This is a genomic window from Desulfococcus sp. (assembly GCF_041737845.1).
Lineage (GTDB): Bacteria > Desulfobacterota > Desulfobacteria > Desulfobacterales > Desulfococcaceae > Desulfococcus.
In genome coordinates this window covers 36,856-53,426 of sequence record NZ_JBGSQX010000147.1, presented here as the reverse complement: position 1 = coordinate 53,426, position 16,571 = coordinate 36,856, and the positions used below count along the sequence as shown (strand labels likewise).

The following is a 16,571-nucleotide window of genomic DNA, read 5'->3' as shown; positions in this document are numbered from 1 at the left end:
CCTCCGCCCCGTCACGGGCCGGCCCTTCCGGCGGAGGGATACAAGCCGGACGCCCAATCCACACACGAGCATAAAAGGATACGCAATATCATGGTCAATATCACCCCTAAAAACCCCTACACCGGCTGCCTGAAAGGCGCCGTGCTCGATTGGGCCGGCACCGCGGTGGATTACGGCTGTTTGGGTCCCGCAGCCGTTTTTGTCGATGTCTTCGACAAATTTCATATCGAGGCGTCCGTCGCCGAAGCCCGCCAGTTCATGGGCCTGATGAAAAAGGACCATATCCGCGGCATGCTGGATCTGCCGTCCATCCGGGAGCGATGGCGGGCTTTTTACCGACGGGAGCCCAATGAAGGGGATGTGGCGGCCCTTTACGGGGAAACCGAACCCATGATGGTTTCGGCCATCTTCCGCCATGCGGAGCCCATCGACGGTTTGCTGGAGACGGTTCGCGAAATGCGGAAAAGAGGCATGAGAATCGGATCCTGCACCGGCTACACCGGGCCGATGATGGCGGTTCTGATGCCCCTTGCGGAGGAAAAAGGCTACCGGCCGGATGCCATGGTCTGCTCGACGGATGTTCCGGCAGGGCGACCCTGCCCTTGGATGTGCTACATGAACGCCATTCAGTTGAATGTTTATCCCATGTCGGCCCTGGTGAAGATCGGCGACACCGTGAGCGATATCCAGGAAGGGCTCAACGCCGGCATGTGGACCATCGGCCTGACACAGTCCGGCAACGAGCTGGGGCTGACGCAGGCAGAGGCCGAAGCCCTGCCCGCCTTGGAGTTGGACCTGTGCCTGGACGCCATAGCGCAACGGCTCCGAGAAGCGGGGGCTCACTACACGGCCCGGGGCATCTGGGAGTGCCTTTCCATCATCGATGACATCAACGCGCGGCTGGCCAGAGGCGAACGGCCCCTGTAAACGGCAAGAACGAAACCAAAACATGAATGAATCCCCCTTGAAACCGACAGACCTGTCGGAAGGCGACGCCAACCTGTCCGACCATCGGAGGCAGTGGACGTCGAGGCTCGATGAGACCACCCGGAACTGGATCGAAAGGGATGCGGCCGTATTCCTGCATCAGTCCCTCTCCACCCCCTGCCTGAACGTTCTCGGCGGATGCGGGGACGGCGCCATGACCGATCTTTCCGGCAGGCGGATTCTGGATTTTCACGGCAACAGCCTTCATCAGGTCGGATATGCCAACCCGGCGGTGATTGCGGCCGTCAAAAAACAGCTCGACACTCTCTCTTTCTGCCCGCGCCGCTACACCAATCCGGCGGCGATCCGGCTGGCGGAAAAACTGGCGGACATCGCCCCGGGCGACCTGAATCGCGTGCTGTTTGCCCCCGGCGGCACCAGCGCCGTCGGCATGGCCCTGAAACTGGCCCGCGTCGCCACCGGCCGATTCAAAACCATTTCCATGTGGGACGCCTTTCACGGGGCGTCCCTCGACGCCATCTCCGTGGGCGGCGAGGCCCTGTTCCGAAAGGGCATCGGCCCCCTCCTACCCGGCACCGAGCATGTGCCGCCGGCCGACCCCCGTCACTGCCTGTGGGATCCCGCCGGCAGATGTGACGGCTGCGGGCTCAAATGCGCCCGCTACGTCGACTATGTCATGGAAAAGGAAGGGGATGTGGCCGCGGTCATCGCCGAACCCATCCGCTGCACCCGGGTCAATCCCCCGCCCGGTGGATATTGGAAGGCCGTCCGGGATGCCTGCGACCGCCACGGCGCACTGCTGATCTTCGACGAAACCGCCGTCTGTCTGGGAAGGACCGGCAGGATGTTCGCCTTTGAACACGAAGCGGTCCTCCCGGATATCGTCATCCTGGGCAAAGGACTGGGGGGCGGCGTCTTTCCCCTGGCGGCCATCATCGCCCGAGAGGCCCTGAATGTCGGGCGGGAGATCGCCCTGGGCCATTACACCCATGAAAAAAATCCCGCAGCGTGCGCGGCCGGCCTGGCCGCCATTGGCTACATCGAGGAACATCATCTCGTGGAACGATCGGACGTCCTGGGCAGGACGGCCGTAGGCAGGCTGAAGGCCCGCCTGGGTGGTCATCCCCTCGTGGAGGATATCCGCGGGCGGGGTCTGCTGTTCGGGCTTGAATTGGGCGCAAACGGCAGGCCGGCCTTCCGGGAGGCCGAGCAGATCATGTACGAATGCCTGGAAAACGGGCTCAGTTTCAAGATCTCCGGCGGCAACTTCCTGACCCTCACCCCGGCCCTCACCCTTCCCGAGGAGGAACTCTTCCGCGCCCTGGATATTCTGGAAGCGGCCGTATCAGCCGCTGGCGGCGCATCGGTGCCACCCCCTGTCCACCCAATAACACTTAACCAGAGAAAGTCATGATGAACACCACTCTCCTGCCAAACAACCCCTATCTGCTCCTCACCCCCGGTCCCCTCAGCACCACCAAGAGCGTTAAAAGCGTGATGCTGAGAGACTGGTGCACCTGGGACGACGACTACCACCAGATTGTCCAGAGCATCCGGAAACAGTTGACGGCCCTGGCCAACGGCCGGGACAGCCACACCGCCGTCCTGATGCAGGGCAGCGGTACCTTCAGCGTGGAATCCACCATCATCACCGCCGTCCCGTCCACCGGCAGGCTGCTGGTTCTGGCCAACGGCGCCTATGGCCGGCGGATCGGGGAGATCGCCCGGCGGGCAGGCATTCCCATGGTCGTCCACGACAGCGGGGAGACCGCCCCGACGGATCTGACACGGCTTGAAAGCGCCCTCGCCGCCGACAGCGGCATCACGCACGTGGCCGTGGTCCATTGTGAAACGACGACGGGAATGCTCAATCCCATCGAGGCCGTCGGATGCATTGCACGCGACCACGGGAAGGTCTGCATCGTGGACGCCATGAGCAGCTTCGGCGGCATCCCCATCGATATCCAGGCGGTCGGCGCGGATTTCCTTATCAGCAGCGCCAACAAATGCATTCAGGGGGTTCCCGGGATGGGATTTGTCATCGCCGGACGGAAAGCCCTGGAAAACACCCGGGGCCGGGCCCGGTCCCTGAGCCTGGATCTCTATGACCAGTGGGAAACCATGGAAACCCATCAGGGGAAATGGCGCTTCACCTCTCCCACCCATGTGGTAAGAGCCTTTGCCCAGGCCCTTGCGGAGCTTGAGGAGGAAGGGGGCGTCCCGCGACGATGGGAACGCTTTCGAAACAGCCACCGGATTCTGGTTCAGGGTATGGCGGAGCTGGGGTTTGAAACACTGCTGCCGCCGCAATGGCAGTCCCCCGTCATCACCGCCTTCCGCAGCCCGTCCCATCCGGACTATGAATTCAAAAAATTCTATGTCCGCCTCAAGGCGCGGGGGTTCGTGATCTATCCCGGCAAAGTGACGGATCAGGAGACCTTCCGCATCGGCAATATCGGCGACGTTCATGAAGCGGATATCCGCAGACTGCTCACGGCGGTGAAGAATTCGCGGTACTGGCTGGAAGACTGACTGCTTCGTGCGGCCGGGTGGGGGGTCCACCCGGCCCTTTGAAATAATTCGGTTTTATTCCACCGCCAGCGTCCAGATATCCATGCTGCCGCTTCTCCCGGATTCAAACAGCAGCCTGCCGCCGTCGGGATGCCATTTCGGCGTCATGTCCGGCCCTTGCCGGGTCACCTGTCTAAGCCGGGAGCCGTCGGAGGCCGCGATCCAAAGCGTGGCCCGGTAGGACTTGTCCCACGACCAGAAGGCGATCTGGCTGCCGTCCGGCGAAAAGACCGGCCCCCTGTCCCCCAGGGTGTTGTGGCCGGACAGAATTACCGGGGTTCCCGATGTCTTCGCGCCGGTGAATGAAACGTCTTCTACCACGGCCAGATAAGAGACCCGATCTTCACCGGAGGCATTGGTGACGATCTCGGCCGTGTAGGTGATTTTCCCGCCGTCCGGGCTCCAATCGTTCATCTGAATCGATTTGATTCCGTCCCACTGCCGCACCGCCGGCGATTCAAAGCCGTTCTCCACATCCATGAAGTTCTCGACCGTCAAATTGTAGGCCTTGTTGGGCGCCACCTTATAGGAGATGTAAGATCCGTCCGGCCGCCAGAGCGGATTGCTTTCCATCTGGGCGTCATAGGTCAGGCGTCGGACCCCGGCGCCGTCGCTGTCCGCAACCCAGATGTCCCAGTTGCCGTCGGTCTGGGCGGCCCATGCGATGTGCGTTCCCCGGGGGTGCCAGACCGGCCTGTCCAGGGCTTCGGCGGATTCCACGATGACCCTCACGTCGCTGCCGTCCGCCGCAGCGGTAGAGATGGTGTGGGTTCCGGAGGCTTCATCATACCCCCAGTAGACCAGCCCTCCCCCGTCCGGCCGCCACTGGGGCCATCCGTGGATGGCCGGTCCCCGGGTAAGGGGGCGGGGGTCCGAACCGTCACTGTTCATCACCCAGATCTGAAATGCGCCGTCGCGATCCGTCTCCCAGGCAATCCGCGACCCGTCCGGACTCCACGTGCCGTTGACATCCGTGCCGCTGTCTTCGGTCAACCGCACCAGGGTCAACCCGGGTTCGTCGGAAGACGCCTCCGGAAGCGCTTCCGGCATATTGCCCTCCGGATGCTGCGGCGGAACGGGACGGTCAAGGCGATGGCACTCATAGCAGACCGGAATCGATCCTAGCGGCACAATCATCCGGGTGGGCAGGGTGTGCCGGGGCGGAAAGGGGAAATAGACCCCTTTGGCCGCGACCGCGTAGGAGCTCTCATCGATGAAGCCATCGGGGTCGATCTGATAGCGAAGGCCGTCGGGTCCGGCCATGCCGCTCCCGTCGACGACGGCCTGGAACGCATCCGAAGCAGGCTCGGCGGCCAGGATCACGCAGGGGTTGCAGGCCTTATCGCGTGCCCGGTCCGTCAGAACGAGGGGAGACTCGACCTTGGTTTCGAGGTCCTCGGGGGTTAGACTTTCAAAGACATTCAAGGCCTTGGAGAGGAACGGGGTCCGCCCCGAAGTGTAACTCTGCTCCGCCACGATCCGCTTGTAAACCTTGTTGAGGGCCAGGGCGCGTTCCCGGGAGGGGTAGAGCAGCAGGGAGATGTCCTCATGGAGTTTTTCCGCCATCTCCTGTTTCAGCATGCCGCTTTCATCGAAAAAGGCGGCCTGGATCTCCTCGTTGCTCCTGAATTCGTCCCCTGCCCCGGCATACATCAGATAAAAGGAATATTCGTACTGGACCCCGGCGCTCCGGAATTCGGCCTTGGGTTCGTTCAGGCCTTTTACCCCCTTGACGGACCAGTGATACCAGCCGTCCTGGAAGGCCGGGGGCTCCAGTTTCCTGGCGAATGCAAAGGTGCTGTCCGTGGTGGCGCCAATACCGCCGTGGCAGCCGATGCACGAGGCGGTTTCCTCAAATGTCTGGGGCCTGAGCCGGCCGTTTTGATCCTCGATGAACCCCTGCAAAACCCAGCCGACGCCGTTGCTGACCCCGTCCTCCAGGTTCCCGATGGGCAGCTTCATGCGATCGGGAAAATCAGCCCGCTCCTTGACCTCATTCAAGGCCAGGGTTTCCATTTCCGCATAGGTCAGCCACTTGAACTTGCGGGCATACCGGATCTCCTTCATTCGGGGGGCCATTTCAATATCACCCTGATCCGAAACCCCCACATAGCGCAGGGTATTCAAAAATTCCGTGCCTTCGGGATAAAGGCCGCCCGCCAGATGGATCTCGCCGCTCTGCTGCCGTATCCGGGCGTCGCCCACATAAGACATCATCCGGTTCTCGTTGGGCGCCCAGTCAAAGGCAATACGGTCCGCGGTATCCAGACGCCCGTTCTTGTTCAGGTCTGTTTCGTAGCGGGTTTCATCCGTCGGAGGAATGGCGACGTCCCTTTTCTTGATGATGGCCTCGAGGATGGCCAGATTGAGCCGGTAGGTTTCCATGTCAAAACGGCCGCCCAGGGTCTGGAATACTTTATCCAGGCGGATCAGGACATCCCCGTAGTCGCCGCCCGCCGGCCAGTGGGTGGCCGGAAAGGGATAATAGGCGAAGGCCCGCCAGCCGGTATAATTTCCCGAGGGATCGCGGTCGAAGCCCAGATCATCAAAATGGAAATGGCAATCCGGTTTGTAGCCCGACCACATGCCGTCCCCGTCATCATCCCATTCCGGAGGGAGGTCATCGATATCGGCCGCCGGAAGGATCCGTCCGTCGCCGTCCTGATAATTGGAGGTCCGGATATAGGCCAGAATCTCGTCATCGGTGATCTCCGACATCGCCCCGCTTCTGTCCTGGAACAGATTGGTCCAGTGATTCTGCATCGCGTAATCCGGAAAGGCGAATTCAGTCTGGAGATCGCCGTCATTGATGAAATCCGGCCTGAATCCCCGGGTGTGGCAGGTGTAACAGGGATTCTGAACATCCCCGTTTGTTTTCACCGTCCGGGTGTAGCATTGCGGCGGCAGATACGGGGCCTGGTTCTGGAGGACGGTCGTTTTCAGAGTCTTGTCAACCGCCGCGGGCGATTCAGATGTATCAACTCCGCCGGCAGGGCCGGCGGAATCGGATCCGTCGCCGCACCCTGTCAGGCAAAGACAGGCAATCACGAAAAAAACCATAGCAACCTTCGTCATCGGCCCCATGAATTATTCTCCTTTATGACATGTTTAATAATTTTTTTTTAGATCCTTTTTAATCAATCGTCTGTTTTAATCAATCGCCTGTTAAGGCTTGATTAGGGCCGCATTAATTCTTCATTAGTTTTCAAATCCCATATCCATACATTCGCAACGAAATTCTAACAATATTCTAATGTCCTCTTAATTCTTTCCCAATATTTCAGTGATAGCCATCCCCAGACCGCAATAAATCTTTTTTACACCTGACCATCAGCCGATTTTCTAAAGGAGGATTACATGACATTGAGACAAGACCCGGGGCATTGCAGACGGAAGACATTCCTGAAATGGACGATTCTGTTCTGCCTGTGCGCCATGCTCACTTTTGGATGCAGCAGCAGCGACAACGACGATATTTCCAAAACACCGCCGCCTGAGGAGGATACGCAAGGGGTCCGGTTCGCGGGTGTGGATGTTCCGACGACGGATGCGGCCAAACGATCCGTTCAGGCATCGGCCGCCGTCACCATCGACGGCAAATCCCATGACATCGGGTTTCATACCCTGATGCGAAGCGGCCAGGTCTTCGGCGCGGAGACCTTCGGTCTGGTGCACGACCAGAACGGCAATCCGGTGATCGAGGTCGATGGATCCCAGTTCATCTCCTCCGACAATGACTTCTCCTCCCTGATTCCAAAAGGCGACAGACTCTTCAACATCACCCATTTCGAGTCCAGGCCCGGGGCCATGTACCTGAGCGAACTGCGTCAGGACGCCGCCACCGGCCAACTCACTGCCGTCAGCACGCGGAGCCTTGATTTCTCCGCCTGGGGCGGGCTCTGGGTGCCCTGCGCCGGCAGCGTTACCCCCTGGAACAGCCACCTGGGCAGCGAGGAATACCCGCCCGATGCCAGGGCCGTCGAAGCGGCCGAAACGCCGGACGACATCGACGACTACTACAAGCCCATGCTCCGCTACTTCGGTATCACGGACCCGTTTTCAGCGGACGTCACCATCGAGCAGATCCAGAAAGCCTTTCATCCCTACCGATATGGGTACCCGGTGGAGGTTGCCCTGGACGAAGAAGGCGGCGACACCGTCAGCAAGCGCTATGCCATGGGCCGCATCGCCCTCGAGCTGGCGTATGTCATGCCCGACCGCAAAACGGTCTACCTTTCCGATGACGGCACCAACGTGGGCTTTTTCATGTTCATCGCGGACGCCCCGGGAGACCTGACCGCCGGCACCCTTTACGCGGCCCGCTGGATTCAGGTGACCGAAGAGAACGGCGGTTCGGCCGACATCGAGTGGATCAGCCTGGGGCATGCCGTCCAGGCCGGGATCAAGGGCATGATCGACGGCGGCATCCGTTTCAGCGACATCTTCGAGACTGCGTCCCCCGGGACGGACGGCGCCTGTCCTTCAGGGTTCACCAGCATCAACACCGAAGCCGGCCAGGAATGCCTCAAGGTAAAACCCGGCATGGAAATCATCGCATCGAGGCTTGAGACGCGACGGTATGCGGCCATGAAGGGCGCCTCCACCGAATTCCGCAAGGAGGAGGGCATCACCTTCGATACGGTCAACAAGAAACTGTATGTCGCCATGAGCGAGGTCAGCCAGGGAATGGAAGACTTCAAGAAAAACGGCAAGGTCAACGACGGTTACGACAGGGGCGGCCCCAACGACATCCGCCTGCCCTACAATGCCTGCGGATGCGTCTATGGGCTGGACGTGGGGCCCGATGCCGCCGTCGGCAGCGACTATGTGGTCAAGAACATGAAGGGTGTTGTCTCCGGCACCATGAAGACCTACGACAAGAACAGCCCCTACGCCAACAACACCTGTGATGTGGACGGCATCGCCAATCCCGACAACCTGACCTTCATCACTGGAAAAGACATTCTGATCATCGGCGAAGACACCGGCTCGGGCCATCAGAACGACGCCGTCTGGGCCTACGACATCAAGAAAGGCGAACTGACCCGGATCGAGACCACGCCCTACGGCTCCGAAACCACTTCGCCCTATTACTATCCCAACATCAACGGCTGGGCCTACCTCATGAGCGTGATTCAGCATCCCTACGGCGAATCCGACACCGACAAGCTGACAGACGCCTCGGAAGCCGCCGCATACGTTGGTTTTATCGGACCCATTCCGGCCATGGATGAAGCCGTGGCGCCGGCTGCGGCGGTTGTACCGCCCCTTCAGTTTGAAAACATTCCCGTTCCGGTCACCGATGCCGAGAAGCGGCAGGTCAACGCCTCGGCCCATGTCGTCATCGACGGCAAACGGTCCGACATCGGTTTCAACACCCTGATGCGAAGCGGCGATACGATCGGCGGACAGATGTTCGGGCTGATCTATGACAAGGACGGTCATGCGGTGAAGGGGAGCGACGGGTCCATTTTCGTCTCCTCCGACAACGACTTCTCCTCCCTTCTCCCTGCAGGCGGCCGCCTCTTCAACGTTACCCATTTTGAGTCCCGGCCCGGCGCCATGTACCTCACGGAACTGGCACAGGACCCCGCCACCGGCACCCTGAAGCCGGTCCGCACGCAGAACATTGATTTTTCCGCCTGGGGCGGGCTCTGGGTGCCCTGCGCCGGCAGCGTCACTCCCTGGAACACCCACCTGGGCAGCGAGGAATATCAGCCCAACGCCCGGTCCGTCGAAGAAGCGGAAACCCCCGATGACATCGACGACTACTTCAAGGCGATGCTTCGCTATTTCGGCATCGTCGACCCCTTTGCCGATACGGTCACCCTGGATGACATCCGGAACAATTTCAACCCGTACCTTTACGGCTATCCCGTGGAAGTGACCGTCAGCCCCGAGGGCGTTCCCAGCGTGAAAAAGCATTACGCCATGGGGCGGGTCGCAGTGGAGCTCGCTTATGTCATGCCCGACGACAAAACCGTCTATATCTCGGATGACGGCACCAATGTGGGCCTGTTCATGTTCATCGCCGACACCCCGAAAGACCTGAGCGCCGGCACCCTGTATGCGGCCAAATGGCGTCAGAAAAACGACCTGAACGGCGGCAGGGCCGACCTGGAATGGATCAGCCTGGGGCATGCGGCTCAGAATGACATCAAGGCTGCCATCGACGCCAAAACGGTCTTCAGCGATCTGTTTGAAACCGCCGATGCCAATGAGGACGGCTCCTGCCCGGTCGGGTTCACCAGCGTCAACACCACGGACGGCCTCGAGTGCCTCCGGGTCAAAGAGGGGATGGACATTTTGGCTTCCAGGCTTGAAACCCGGCGGTATGCGGCCCTGATGGGGGCCACCACCGAGTTCCGAAAGGAGGAGGGCATCACCTTCGACAGGGACAACAATGTGCTCTACGTGGCCATGAGCGAATTGAACCAGGGCATGGAGGACTTCAAAAAGAACGGGAAGCCGAAAGACAGCTATGACAAGGGCGGCGCCAAGGATATCCGGCTGCCCTACAACGATTGCGGCTGCGTCTACGGTCTGGATGTGGGTGCAGACAGCGGCATCGGCAGCGACTACGTGGCCAGGAACATGTATGGCGTCGTGTCCGGCAAAATGACGACCTACCCGGATGACAGCCCCTTCGCCAACAACACCTGTGATGTCGACCGTATCGCCAACCCCGACAACCTGACCTTCATCACCGGCAAGGAGACCCTCATCATCGGCGAGGACACGGGCTCGGGCCATCAGAACGACGCCGTATGGGCCTACAACATCAAGAGAGGGGATCTGACCCGGATCGAGACCACGCCCTACGGCTCCGAAACCACCTCGCCCTACTACTATCCCAACATCAACGGCTGGGCCTACATCATGGGCGTCATTCAGCACCCCTTCGGCGAATCCGATGCCGACAAGTTGACGGACGCCTCGGAAGCCGCCGCCTACGTCGGTTTCATCGGACCCATGCCCGCAATGGACAGATGACACGGCCATAGGCATCAAAACCGGGTTGCCGGACGAAATCATCCGGACCGGCAACCCGGACCGCCCGATGTGAGGAGGAGGCATGACCATGACACGAAAACAACCCCTGAACCCCCAGGCGGATCCGGCCGGCGCCCCGAAGCTCATCCAGCTTCCCCTGGGCGGTCGGGTACCTTTCCGGAACAGCCTGGTCCGCCTGATCGAACAGCCCGTTGAAAAACTGCTCTCCCTCGATAAAATCAACACGGTTTATGCCGCGCTTGCGGACGCCGGCTGCGATGATTTTTTTTGCCGTGCCCTTGAGCTGCTCGGAATATCCTACCGGGTATCGGATGCCGATCTGGAAAAAATCCCCGGAAGCGGACCCCTGATCGTGGTGGCCAACCACCCCTTCGGCGGTATTGAGGGCGTCATTCTCGGAAAGATCCTGACAGGTGTCCGGCACGACGTCAAAATCCTGGGGAACCATCTCCTCCAGCGGATCTCCCCGATCAGCGACCGCATCATCCCCGTGGACGTTTTCAACCGAGGGTCATCGGTCCGCGCCAACGCATCCGCATATCGGGAGGCGGCCAGATGGGTCCGCGGCGGGGGCGCGCTCATCACCTTTCCCGCGGGGGAGGTCTCCCATTTTCACCTGCGCCGGGGGCGGGTGGAGGATCGGCCCTGGCCGTCCCATATCGGGGCACTGGTGCGCATGACCCGGCCCAGGGTGCTGCCGATCTTCATCCCCGGCCGCAACAGCGCGCTCTTCAATCTCCTGGGGATAGCAAACCCGAGGCTGCGGACCGTCATGCTCCCCAGGGAGCTGATACGCAAATGCGCGTCCACCCTTCCCATAATGATCGGCAGGCCCATCATCTGGCAGAAACTCTCCGGTTTTCCCAGCGACGAGATGACGACCCGGTATCTTCGATTCCATACCTGCTTCCTTGAAAACCGGCTGACGCGAAATCGCCGGATCACGCTGCCATGGCCCAGGGTCTCCTGTCGCGTCAAGGACAGGGCGGCGGTGGTTCCAGAGCTTCCAAAGGATGCCCTGCGCAAGGAGCTGGCCGCCCTTCCCCCCTCCCATCTGCTGGCATCGCAAAAAGAGTTCGCGGTATACGTCGCCCGGGCAGATCAGATGCCCAACATAATGCGGGAGATCGCAAGGCAGCGGGAGATCAGCTTCCGGGATGTGTGTGAAGGCACAGGCAAGCCCCTGGATATGGATCGCTTCGACGCCTGGTACCTTCAGCTTTTTCTATGGGATCGGGAGGCTGGGGAGATTGCCGGCGCCTACCGCTTAGGCCCTGCGGATGAGATTCTGGCCCGCTACGGCCTCCCGGGCCTGTATACCCATTCCCTCTTCCATATTCAGGAGCGGTTTCTGAGCACCATGGGCAACGCCATTGAACTGGGCCGCTCCTTTATTCAGCCGAAGTACCGGCTCAAACATGGATGCCTGGCGCTGCTGTGGCGCGGCATCGGGGAATTTGTCGCCAGAAACTGCCGGTACCGGGCGCTCTTCGGTCCCGTCAGCATCAGCCGGGACTATCATAGGATCTCCCGAAACCTGATGGTGGAATTTCTGCGCACCAACACCCGGGACGCCCGCCTGCCGCGCCTGGTCTCCCCCCGCAACCCCTATCGGCATCAACGGCTGAATCATTTTGCGGATGCGCGTGCGCTCCTTCCTGGCGATGTGGAAAACATATCCATGCTGGTTTCGGAGATCGAATCGGACGGCAAGGGTGTGCCGACTTTGATCAAACACTATCTGAAGCTGAACGGAAAATTCATTGATTTCAATGTGGACAGACAATTCTCCAATGTGGTGGACGGCCTGGTGGTGGTCGACCTGATGGAAACCGACCCCAAGATCCTCCGGAGATTCATGGGCGAGGCCGGCCTCGATGCGTTTTCCGCCCACCACGGCAGAGGGGAGGCGGAGGTCGCCTGAAACCAAGCCCTGCCGGGAGGTTGCGATTTCACGGTCTCAGGATTTCTCCCCTCAGCATCGGCAACTGCCTCGACGGCATCGATCACGGGGCGGATTCAATCCCTTAACCATCTTTTAACATTTTCCTAACACAGACAAAACATAACGACGTTAGTATAGTTTCGTGATTACGAGAACAAAGGTGAACTGAATGGATGTCGGAGCTACCAGCGTGACGATAGTTTCCCGCTCATGAAGTAACAACAACCCTCTTTTTAATGGTTGATTTCCCGGAACTGTTTCCAGGGGAATCCGCACGGGAGCGCCATGACCCCAATAATATTAATGATGATACTGCTTTCGGTGTCCGCCGCATTTTATTATGTCGGCCGCAGACGCGCGTTTGCCGTGGCCGGGAGCGGAGGCCTTCCCGCCCTCCACTCCCGCCCCACCTATTACGGCGCCCTCACCGCCCTTTGGTGCGCCATCCCCGCATTGTTGGTCTTCTGTCTGTGGCAGGTATTCGAAAGCGCGATCATCACCAGCCTGGTGGTGAACGACCTGCCGGAGCAGGTCAGATCGCTCCCGCCCGACCGCCTCAGCCTGGTGGTCAACGACATCCGGAACCTGGTCTCCGGCAATATCGTCTCCAGCGAGGTGAATCCCGTCATGCAGGCCGCCGCGGACCGTTACCAGGACCTGGAAGCCACCAGCATGGCGTCCCTGACGGTCGTTGCCTTGGCCCTGGCCATCGTCGTCGCACTCTTCGTCCGCCGGAGAATCAAACCCGACATGCGGGCGCGAAACCATGTGGAGCGGGTCATCACCGTCATCCTCATCCTGTGCTCCACCATTGCCATCTTCACCACCATCGGCATCGTCCTGTCGGTCCTCTACGAGGCCATCCGATTCTTCAAGATCATCCCGGTCAGCGATTTTCTTTTCGGCCTGGAATGGAGCCCGCAGATGGCCATCCGGGCCGACCAGGTGGGCTCCTCCGGGGCTTTCGGCGCAATACCGGTATTTATGGGCACGGCGTTGATTTCGGCGATCGCGCTGATCGTGGCGGTTCCCATCGGCCTGCTTTCCGCCATTTACCTGTCTGAATACGCCGGCAGAAAATTCCGCGCGGCGGCAAAACCCCTCATGGAGATCCTGGCCGGCATTCCCACGGTGGTTTACGGCTTCTTCGCGGCCCTGACCGTGGCCCCCTTCATTCGCAACGGCGGCGGCCTGTTCGGGCTGGACATCTCCTCGGAAAGCGCCCTGGCTGCAGGGCTCGTGATGGGGATCATGATCATCCCCTTTGTGTCTTCCCTCTCCGACGACGTCATCAACGCCGTCCCCCAATCCCTCCGGGACGGGGCCTACGGACTGGGGGCCACAAAGTCGGAGACGATCCGACAAATCATTATCCCCGCGGCCCTGCCGGGAATTGTCGGCGGCGTCCTCCTGGCCGCTTCCCGGGCCATCGGTGAAACCATGATCGTCGTTATGGCCGCGGGTCTTTCGGCCAACCTGACCGCCAATCCCCTGGAGACGGTCACCACGGTCACCGTCCAGATCGTCACCCTGCTCGTCGGCGACCAGGAATTCGACAGCCCGAAAACCCTTGCCGCGTTTGCATTGGGTCTTGTTCTGTTCATCATTACCCTCTGCCTCAACATCATCGCCCTTTACGTTGTGCGAAAATACCGGGAGCAATACGAATAATGGCTATTTCTGAAGCTTCAACACTCGAACCGTCCGGCCGGACCCTGACCACCGTAAAAGCGGGCCTGGCCAAACGCTATCGGACCGAACGCCTGTTCCGCCTCATGGGTCTTTCGGCCATCATCGTGAGTATCCTGTTTCTGTCGGTGCTGTTCATCGATATCTTCTGGAAAGGCCACACCGCATTCCAGCAGACCTTCATCCAGCTCGATATCTTCTTCAACCCGGAGGTGCTTGACCCGAACGCGCCGGCCGGCGCCGATTACAACGCGCTGATCCGGAACGCCCTCAAGCAGGAATTTCCGGAGGTAACCGGACGCGGCGACACCCGCCAGCTTTATTATCTCATCAGCCCGGGCGCCGGATTCAACCTGAGAACCATGGTGATGAACACCCCGGCGCTCATCGGACAGACGCTGCCCGTCTGGCTGCCGGCCAACGACGATGTGGACATGATGATGAAGGGCCATATCGACCGGAAGGTAACCGAATCAGAGCGCCGTATGTCGGATAAACAGATCGCCTGGATTGAGCACCTCGAAGCCCGGGAGAAAATTGAAAAAAAGTTCAACCGAACCTTTTTTACGGCCGGCGATTCCAGGGAGCCTGAGCTGGCAGGCATCCTGGGCGCGACCTTGGGATCTTTTTATACCCTCATCATCACCCTTGCGCTCTCCTTCCCCATCGGGGTGGCCTCCGCCGTGTACCTGGAGGAATTCGCGCCGAAAAACCGCTGGACCGACCTGATCGAGGTCAACATCAACAATCTGGCGGCCGTGCCATCCATTGTTTTCGGGCTCCTGGGCCTTGCGGTATTTCTCAACTTCTTCGGAATGCCCAGGTCCGCGCCGCTCGTCGGCGCCCTGGTGCTGACCCTCATGACCCTTCCGACCATCATCATCGCCGGCCGGGCGGCCCTGAAGTCCGTGCCGCCCTCGATCCGCGAAGCAGCTTTGGGCATCGGCGCCTCCAAGATGCAGATGGTCAGCCACCATGTGCTGCCCCTGGCGATGCCCGGCATGCTCACGGGCACCATCATCGGCATGGCCCAGGCACTGGGAGAGACGGCGCCCCTGCTGATGATCGGCATGGTCGCGTTTATCGTGGATGTCCCGGGCGGTTTCACCGACCCGGCAACCGTCCTTCCCGTGCAGATTTATCTGTGGGCGGACAGCCCGGAGCGCGCGTTTGTGGAGAAAACCTCGGCGGCCATCATGGTCCTTCTGGTGTTTCTCATCACCATGAACGCCGTTGCCGTATACCTTAGAACCAAGTTTGAGCGCCGATGGTAATCTGCCATCCATTAAAAAAACCTTACAAAAAGAAAGGCATCAAGAATGATCCGAAAACACGTACTACTGACCGCTGCATTTACCCTTCTGGCTTCTGCCGGAACCGTCGGAGCCCAGCAATCACGGGACTACATCAGCATCGTCGGCTCCTCGACGGTCTACCCGTTTGCGACGGTCGTCGCCGAGCAGCTGGGCAAGACGACATCCTTCAAAACCCCGAAAATCGAATCGACCGGCACCGGCGGCGGGTTCAAGCTTTTCTGCGCCGGCGTGGGGGTGGAGCATCCGGACTTCTCAAACGCTTCCCGGGCCATCAAATCCTCGGAGATCGATACCTGCAAGGCCAACGGCGTCACCGAAATCATTGAGGTCAAGATCGGCTACGACGGCATCGTTCTCGCCAGTTCCAAAAAAGCACCCCCCATGCGCCTGACCCTGAAGGATGTCTTTTTGGCCCTGGCCAAGGAAGTTCCCGACCCCAAGGGCGGCGAGAAACTCGTACCAAACCCCTACAAGACCTGGAAGGCGGTCAACCCCAGCCTGCCGGACCACAAGATCGAAGTGATGGGCCCGCCGCCGACCTCCGGCACCAGGGACGCCTTTGTCGAGCTGGCCATGGAAGCCGGCGGATCGGCGTTCGACTGGATCAAGGCGATCAAGAAGCAGGATGAGAAACGGTTTCAGGCGATATGCCACACCATCCGCGAGGACGGGTACTATATCGAGGCCGGTGAAAACGACAACCTGATCGTCCAGAAGCTGGATGCCAACCCCAATGCGCTCGGGATCTTCGGGTTCAGCTTCCTGGATCAGAACGCCGACAAGGTCCAGGGGTCGCTCGTGGAGGGCGTTCAGCCCACCTTCGAAGCGATCGCCGACGGGAAATATCCGGTCTCCCGTCCCCTCTTCTTCTATGCCAAAAAAGCCCACATCGGCGTGATCCCCGGCATGAAAGAATACCTCGCCGAGTTCACCAGCGAGAAAGCCTGGGGCCCCGACGGCTATCTGAGCGACAAAGGGATGATTCCCATGCCGGATAAGGAGCGGAAGCAATTCGCCGATGACGTCAAGAACATGAAGCCCATGAAGTAGCAACCATCGAAGGATCACCAGCACGGGCCGGTCGAATC

Annotated in this window: 9 protein-coding genes; 8 read left to right on the top strand and 1 reads right to left on the bottom strand. The window is 60.1% G+C overall.

What is annotated here, in order from left to right:
- Positions 1–90: 90 nt before the first annotated feature.
- The 3 genes from phnX to phnW are packed head-to-tail and all read left to right on the top strand — an operon-like array spanning position 91 to position 3,480.
- The gene (gene phnX, locus ACEW8N_RS18095; RefSeq protein ID WP_373501259.1) at positions 91–927 is read left to right on the top strand and encodes a phosphonoacetaldehyde hydrolase; all 837 of its coding nucleotides are present in this window, start codon (positions 91–93) and stop codon (positions 925–927) included.
- Positions 928–949: 22 nt separating this feature from the next.
- Positions 950–2,362, top strand: a complete 1,413-nt coding sequence (locus tag ACEW8N_RS18090; RefSeq protein ID WP_373501258.1) for an aspartate aminotransferase family protein — start codon at positions 950–952, stop codon at positions 2,360–2,362.
- Positions 2,359–3,480 carry a 2-aminoethylphosphonate--pyruvate transaminase gene (gene phnW, locus ACEW8N_RS18085; RefSeq protein WP_373501257.1) on the top strand — a complete coding sequence of 374 codons (1,122 nt, stop codon included), beginning with the start codon at positions 2,359–2,361 and terminating at the stop codon, positions 3,478–3,480. The genes ACEW8N_RS18090 and phnW overlap by 4 nt, the downstream gene beginning before the upstream one ends.
- Before the next feature lie 54 nt (positions 3,481–3,534).
- Here the strand turns inward: phnW and ACEW8N_RS18080 are convergent, their stop codons facing one another.
- Complete coding sequence (locus ACEW8N_RS18080; RefSeq protein WP_373501256.1) at positions 3,535–6,603, bottom strand: TolB family protein; 3,069 nt, start codon at positions 6,601–6,603, stop codon at positions 3,535–3,537.
- Between the two features lie 273 nt (positions 6,604–6,876).
- Here ACEW8N_RS18080 and ACEW8N_RS18075 point away from each other — a divergent pair, with 273 nt between their 5' ends.
- The 5 genes from ACEW8N_RS18075 to ACEW8N_RS18055 all read left to right on the top strand — a co-directional run bounded on the left by ACEW8N_RS18075 (position 6,877) and on the right by ACEW8N_RS18055 (position 16,533).
- Positions 6,877–10,512: a PhoX family phosphatase gene (locus ACEW8N_RS18075; RefSeq protein ID WP_373501255.1), complete on the top strand. Its 3,636-nt coding sequence runs from the start codon at positions 6,877–6,879 to the stop codon at positions 10,510–10,512.
- Positions 10,513–10,600: 88 nt separating this feature from the next.
- Positions 10,601–12,457: a lysophospholipid acyltransferase family protein gene (locus tag ACEW8N_RS18070; protein ID WP_373501254.1), complete on the top strand. Its 1,857-nt coding sequence runs from the start codon at positions 10,601–10,603 to the stop codon at positions 12,455–12,457.
- 306 nt (positions 12,458–12,763) lie between these two features.
- On the top strand, positions 12,764–14,149 hold the full coding sequence (gene pstC, locus ACEW8N_RS18065; RefSeq protein WP_373501253.1) for a phosphate ABC transporter permease subunit PstC: 1,386 nt from the start codon (positions 12,764–12,766) through the stop codon (positions 14,147–14,149).
- The gene (gene pstA / locus ACEW8N_RS18060) at positions 14,149–15,441 is read left to right on the top strand and encodes a phosphate ABC transporter permease PstA (RefSeq protein ID WP_373501252.1); all 1,293 of its coding nucleotides are present in this window, start codon (positions 14,149–14,151) and stop codon (positions 15,439–15,441) included. Before pstC ends, pstA begins: the two co-directional genes overlap by 1 nt.
- Positions 15,442–15,486: 45 nt before the next feature.
- Positions 15,487–16,533 carry a PstS family phosphate ABC transporter substrate-binding protein gene (locus ACEW8N_RS18055; protein ID WP_373501251.1) on the top strand — a complete coding sequence of 349 codons (1,047 nt, stop codon included), beginning with the start codon at positions 15,487–15,489 and terminating at the stop codon, positions 16,531–16,533.
- Positions 16,534–16,571 lie beyond the last annotated feature (38 nt).

Coding starts and splice junctions, on each gene's coding strand:
- phnX (WP_373501259.1), top strand. CDS start 91: ATGGTCAATATCACCCCTAAAAACCCCTACACCGGCTGCCTGAAAGGC.
- ACEW8N_RS18090 (WP_373501258.1), top strand. CDS start 950: ATGAATGAATCCCCCTTGAAACCGACAGACCTGTCGGAAGGCGACGCC.
- phnW (WP_373501257.1), top strand. CDS start 2,359: ATGATGAACACCACTCTCCTGCCAAACAACCCCTATCTGCTCCTCACC.
- ACEW8N_RS18080 (WP_373501256.1), bottom strand. CDS start 6,603: ATGGGGCCGATGACGAAGGTTGCTATGGTTTTTTTCGTGATTGCCTGT.
- ACEW8N_RS18075 (WP_373501255.1), top strand. CDS start 6,877: ATGACATTGAGACAAGACCCGGGGCATTGCAGACGGAAGACATTCCTG.
- ACEW8N_RS18070 (WP_373501254.1), top strand. CDS start 10,601: ATGACACGAAAACAACCCCTGAACCCCCAGGCGGATCCGGCCGGCGCC.
- pstC (WP_373501253.1), top strand. CDS start 12,764: ATGACCCCAATAATATTAATGATGATACTGCTTTCGGTGTCCGCCGCA.
- pstA (WP_373501252.1), top strand. CDS start 14,149: ATGGCTATTTCTGAAGCTTCAACACTCGAACCGTCCGGCCGGACCCTG.
- ACEW8N_RS18055 (WP_373501251.1), top strand. CDS start 15,487: ATGATCCGAAAACACGTACTACTGACCGCTGCATTTACCCTTCTGGCT.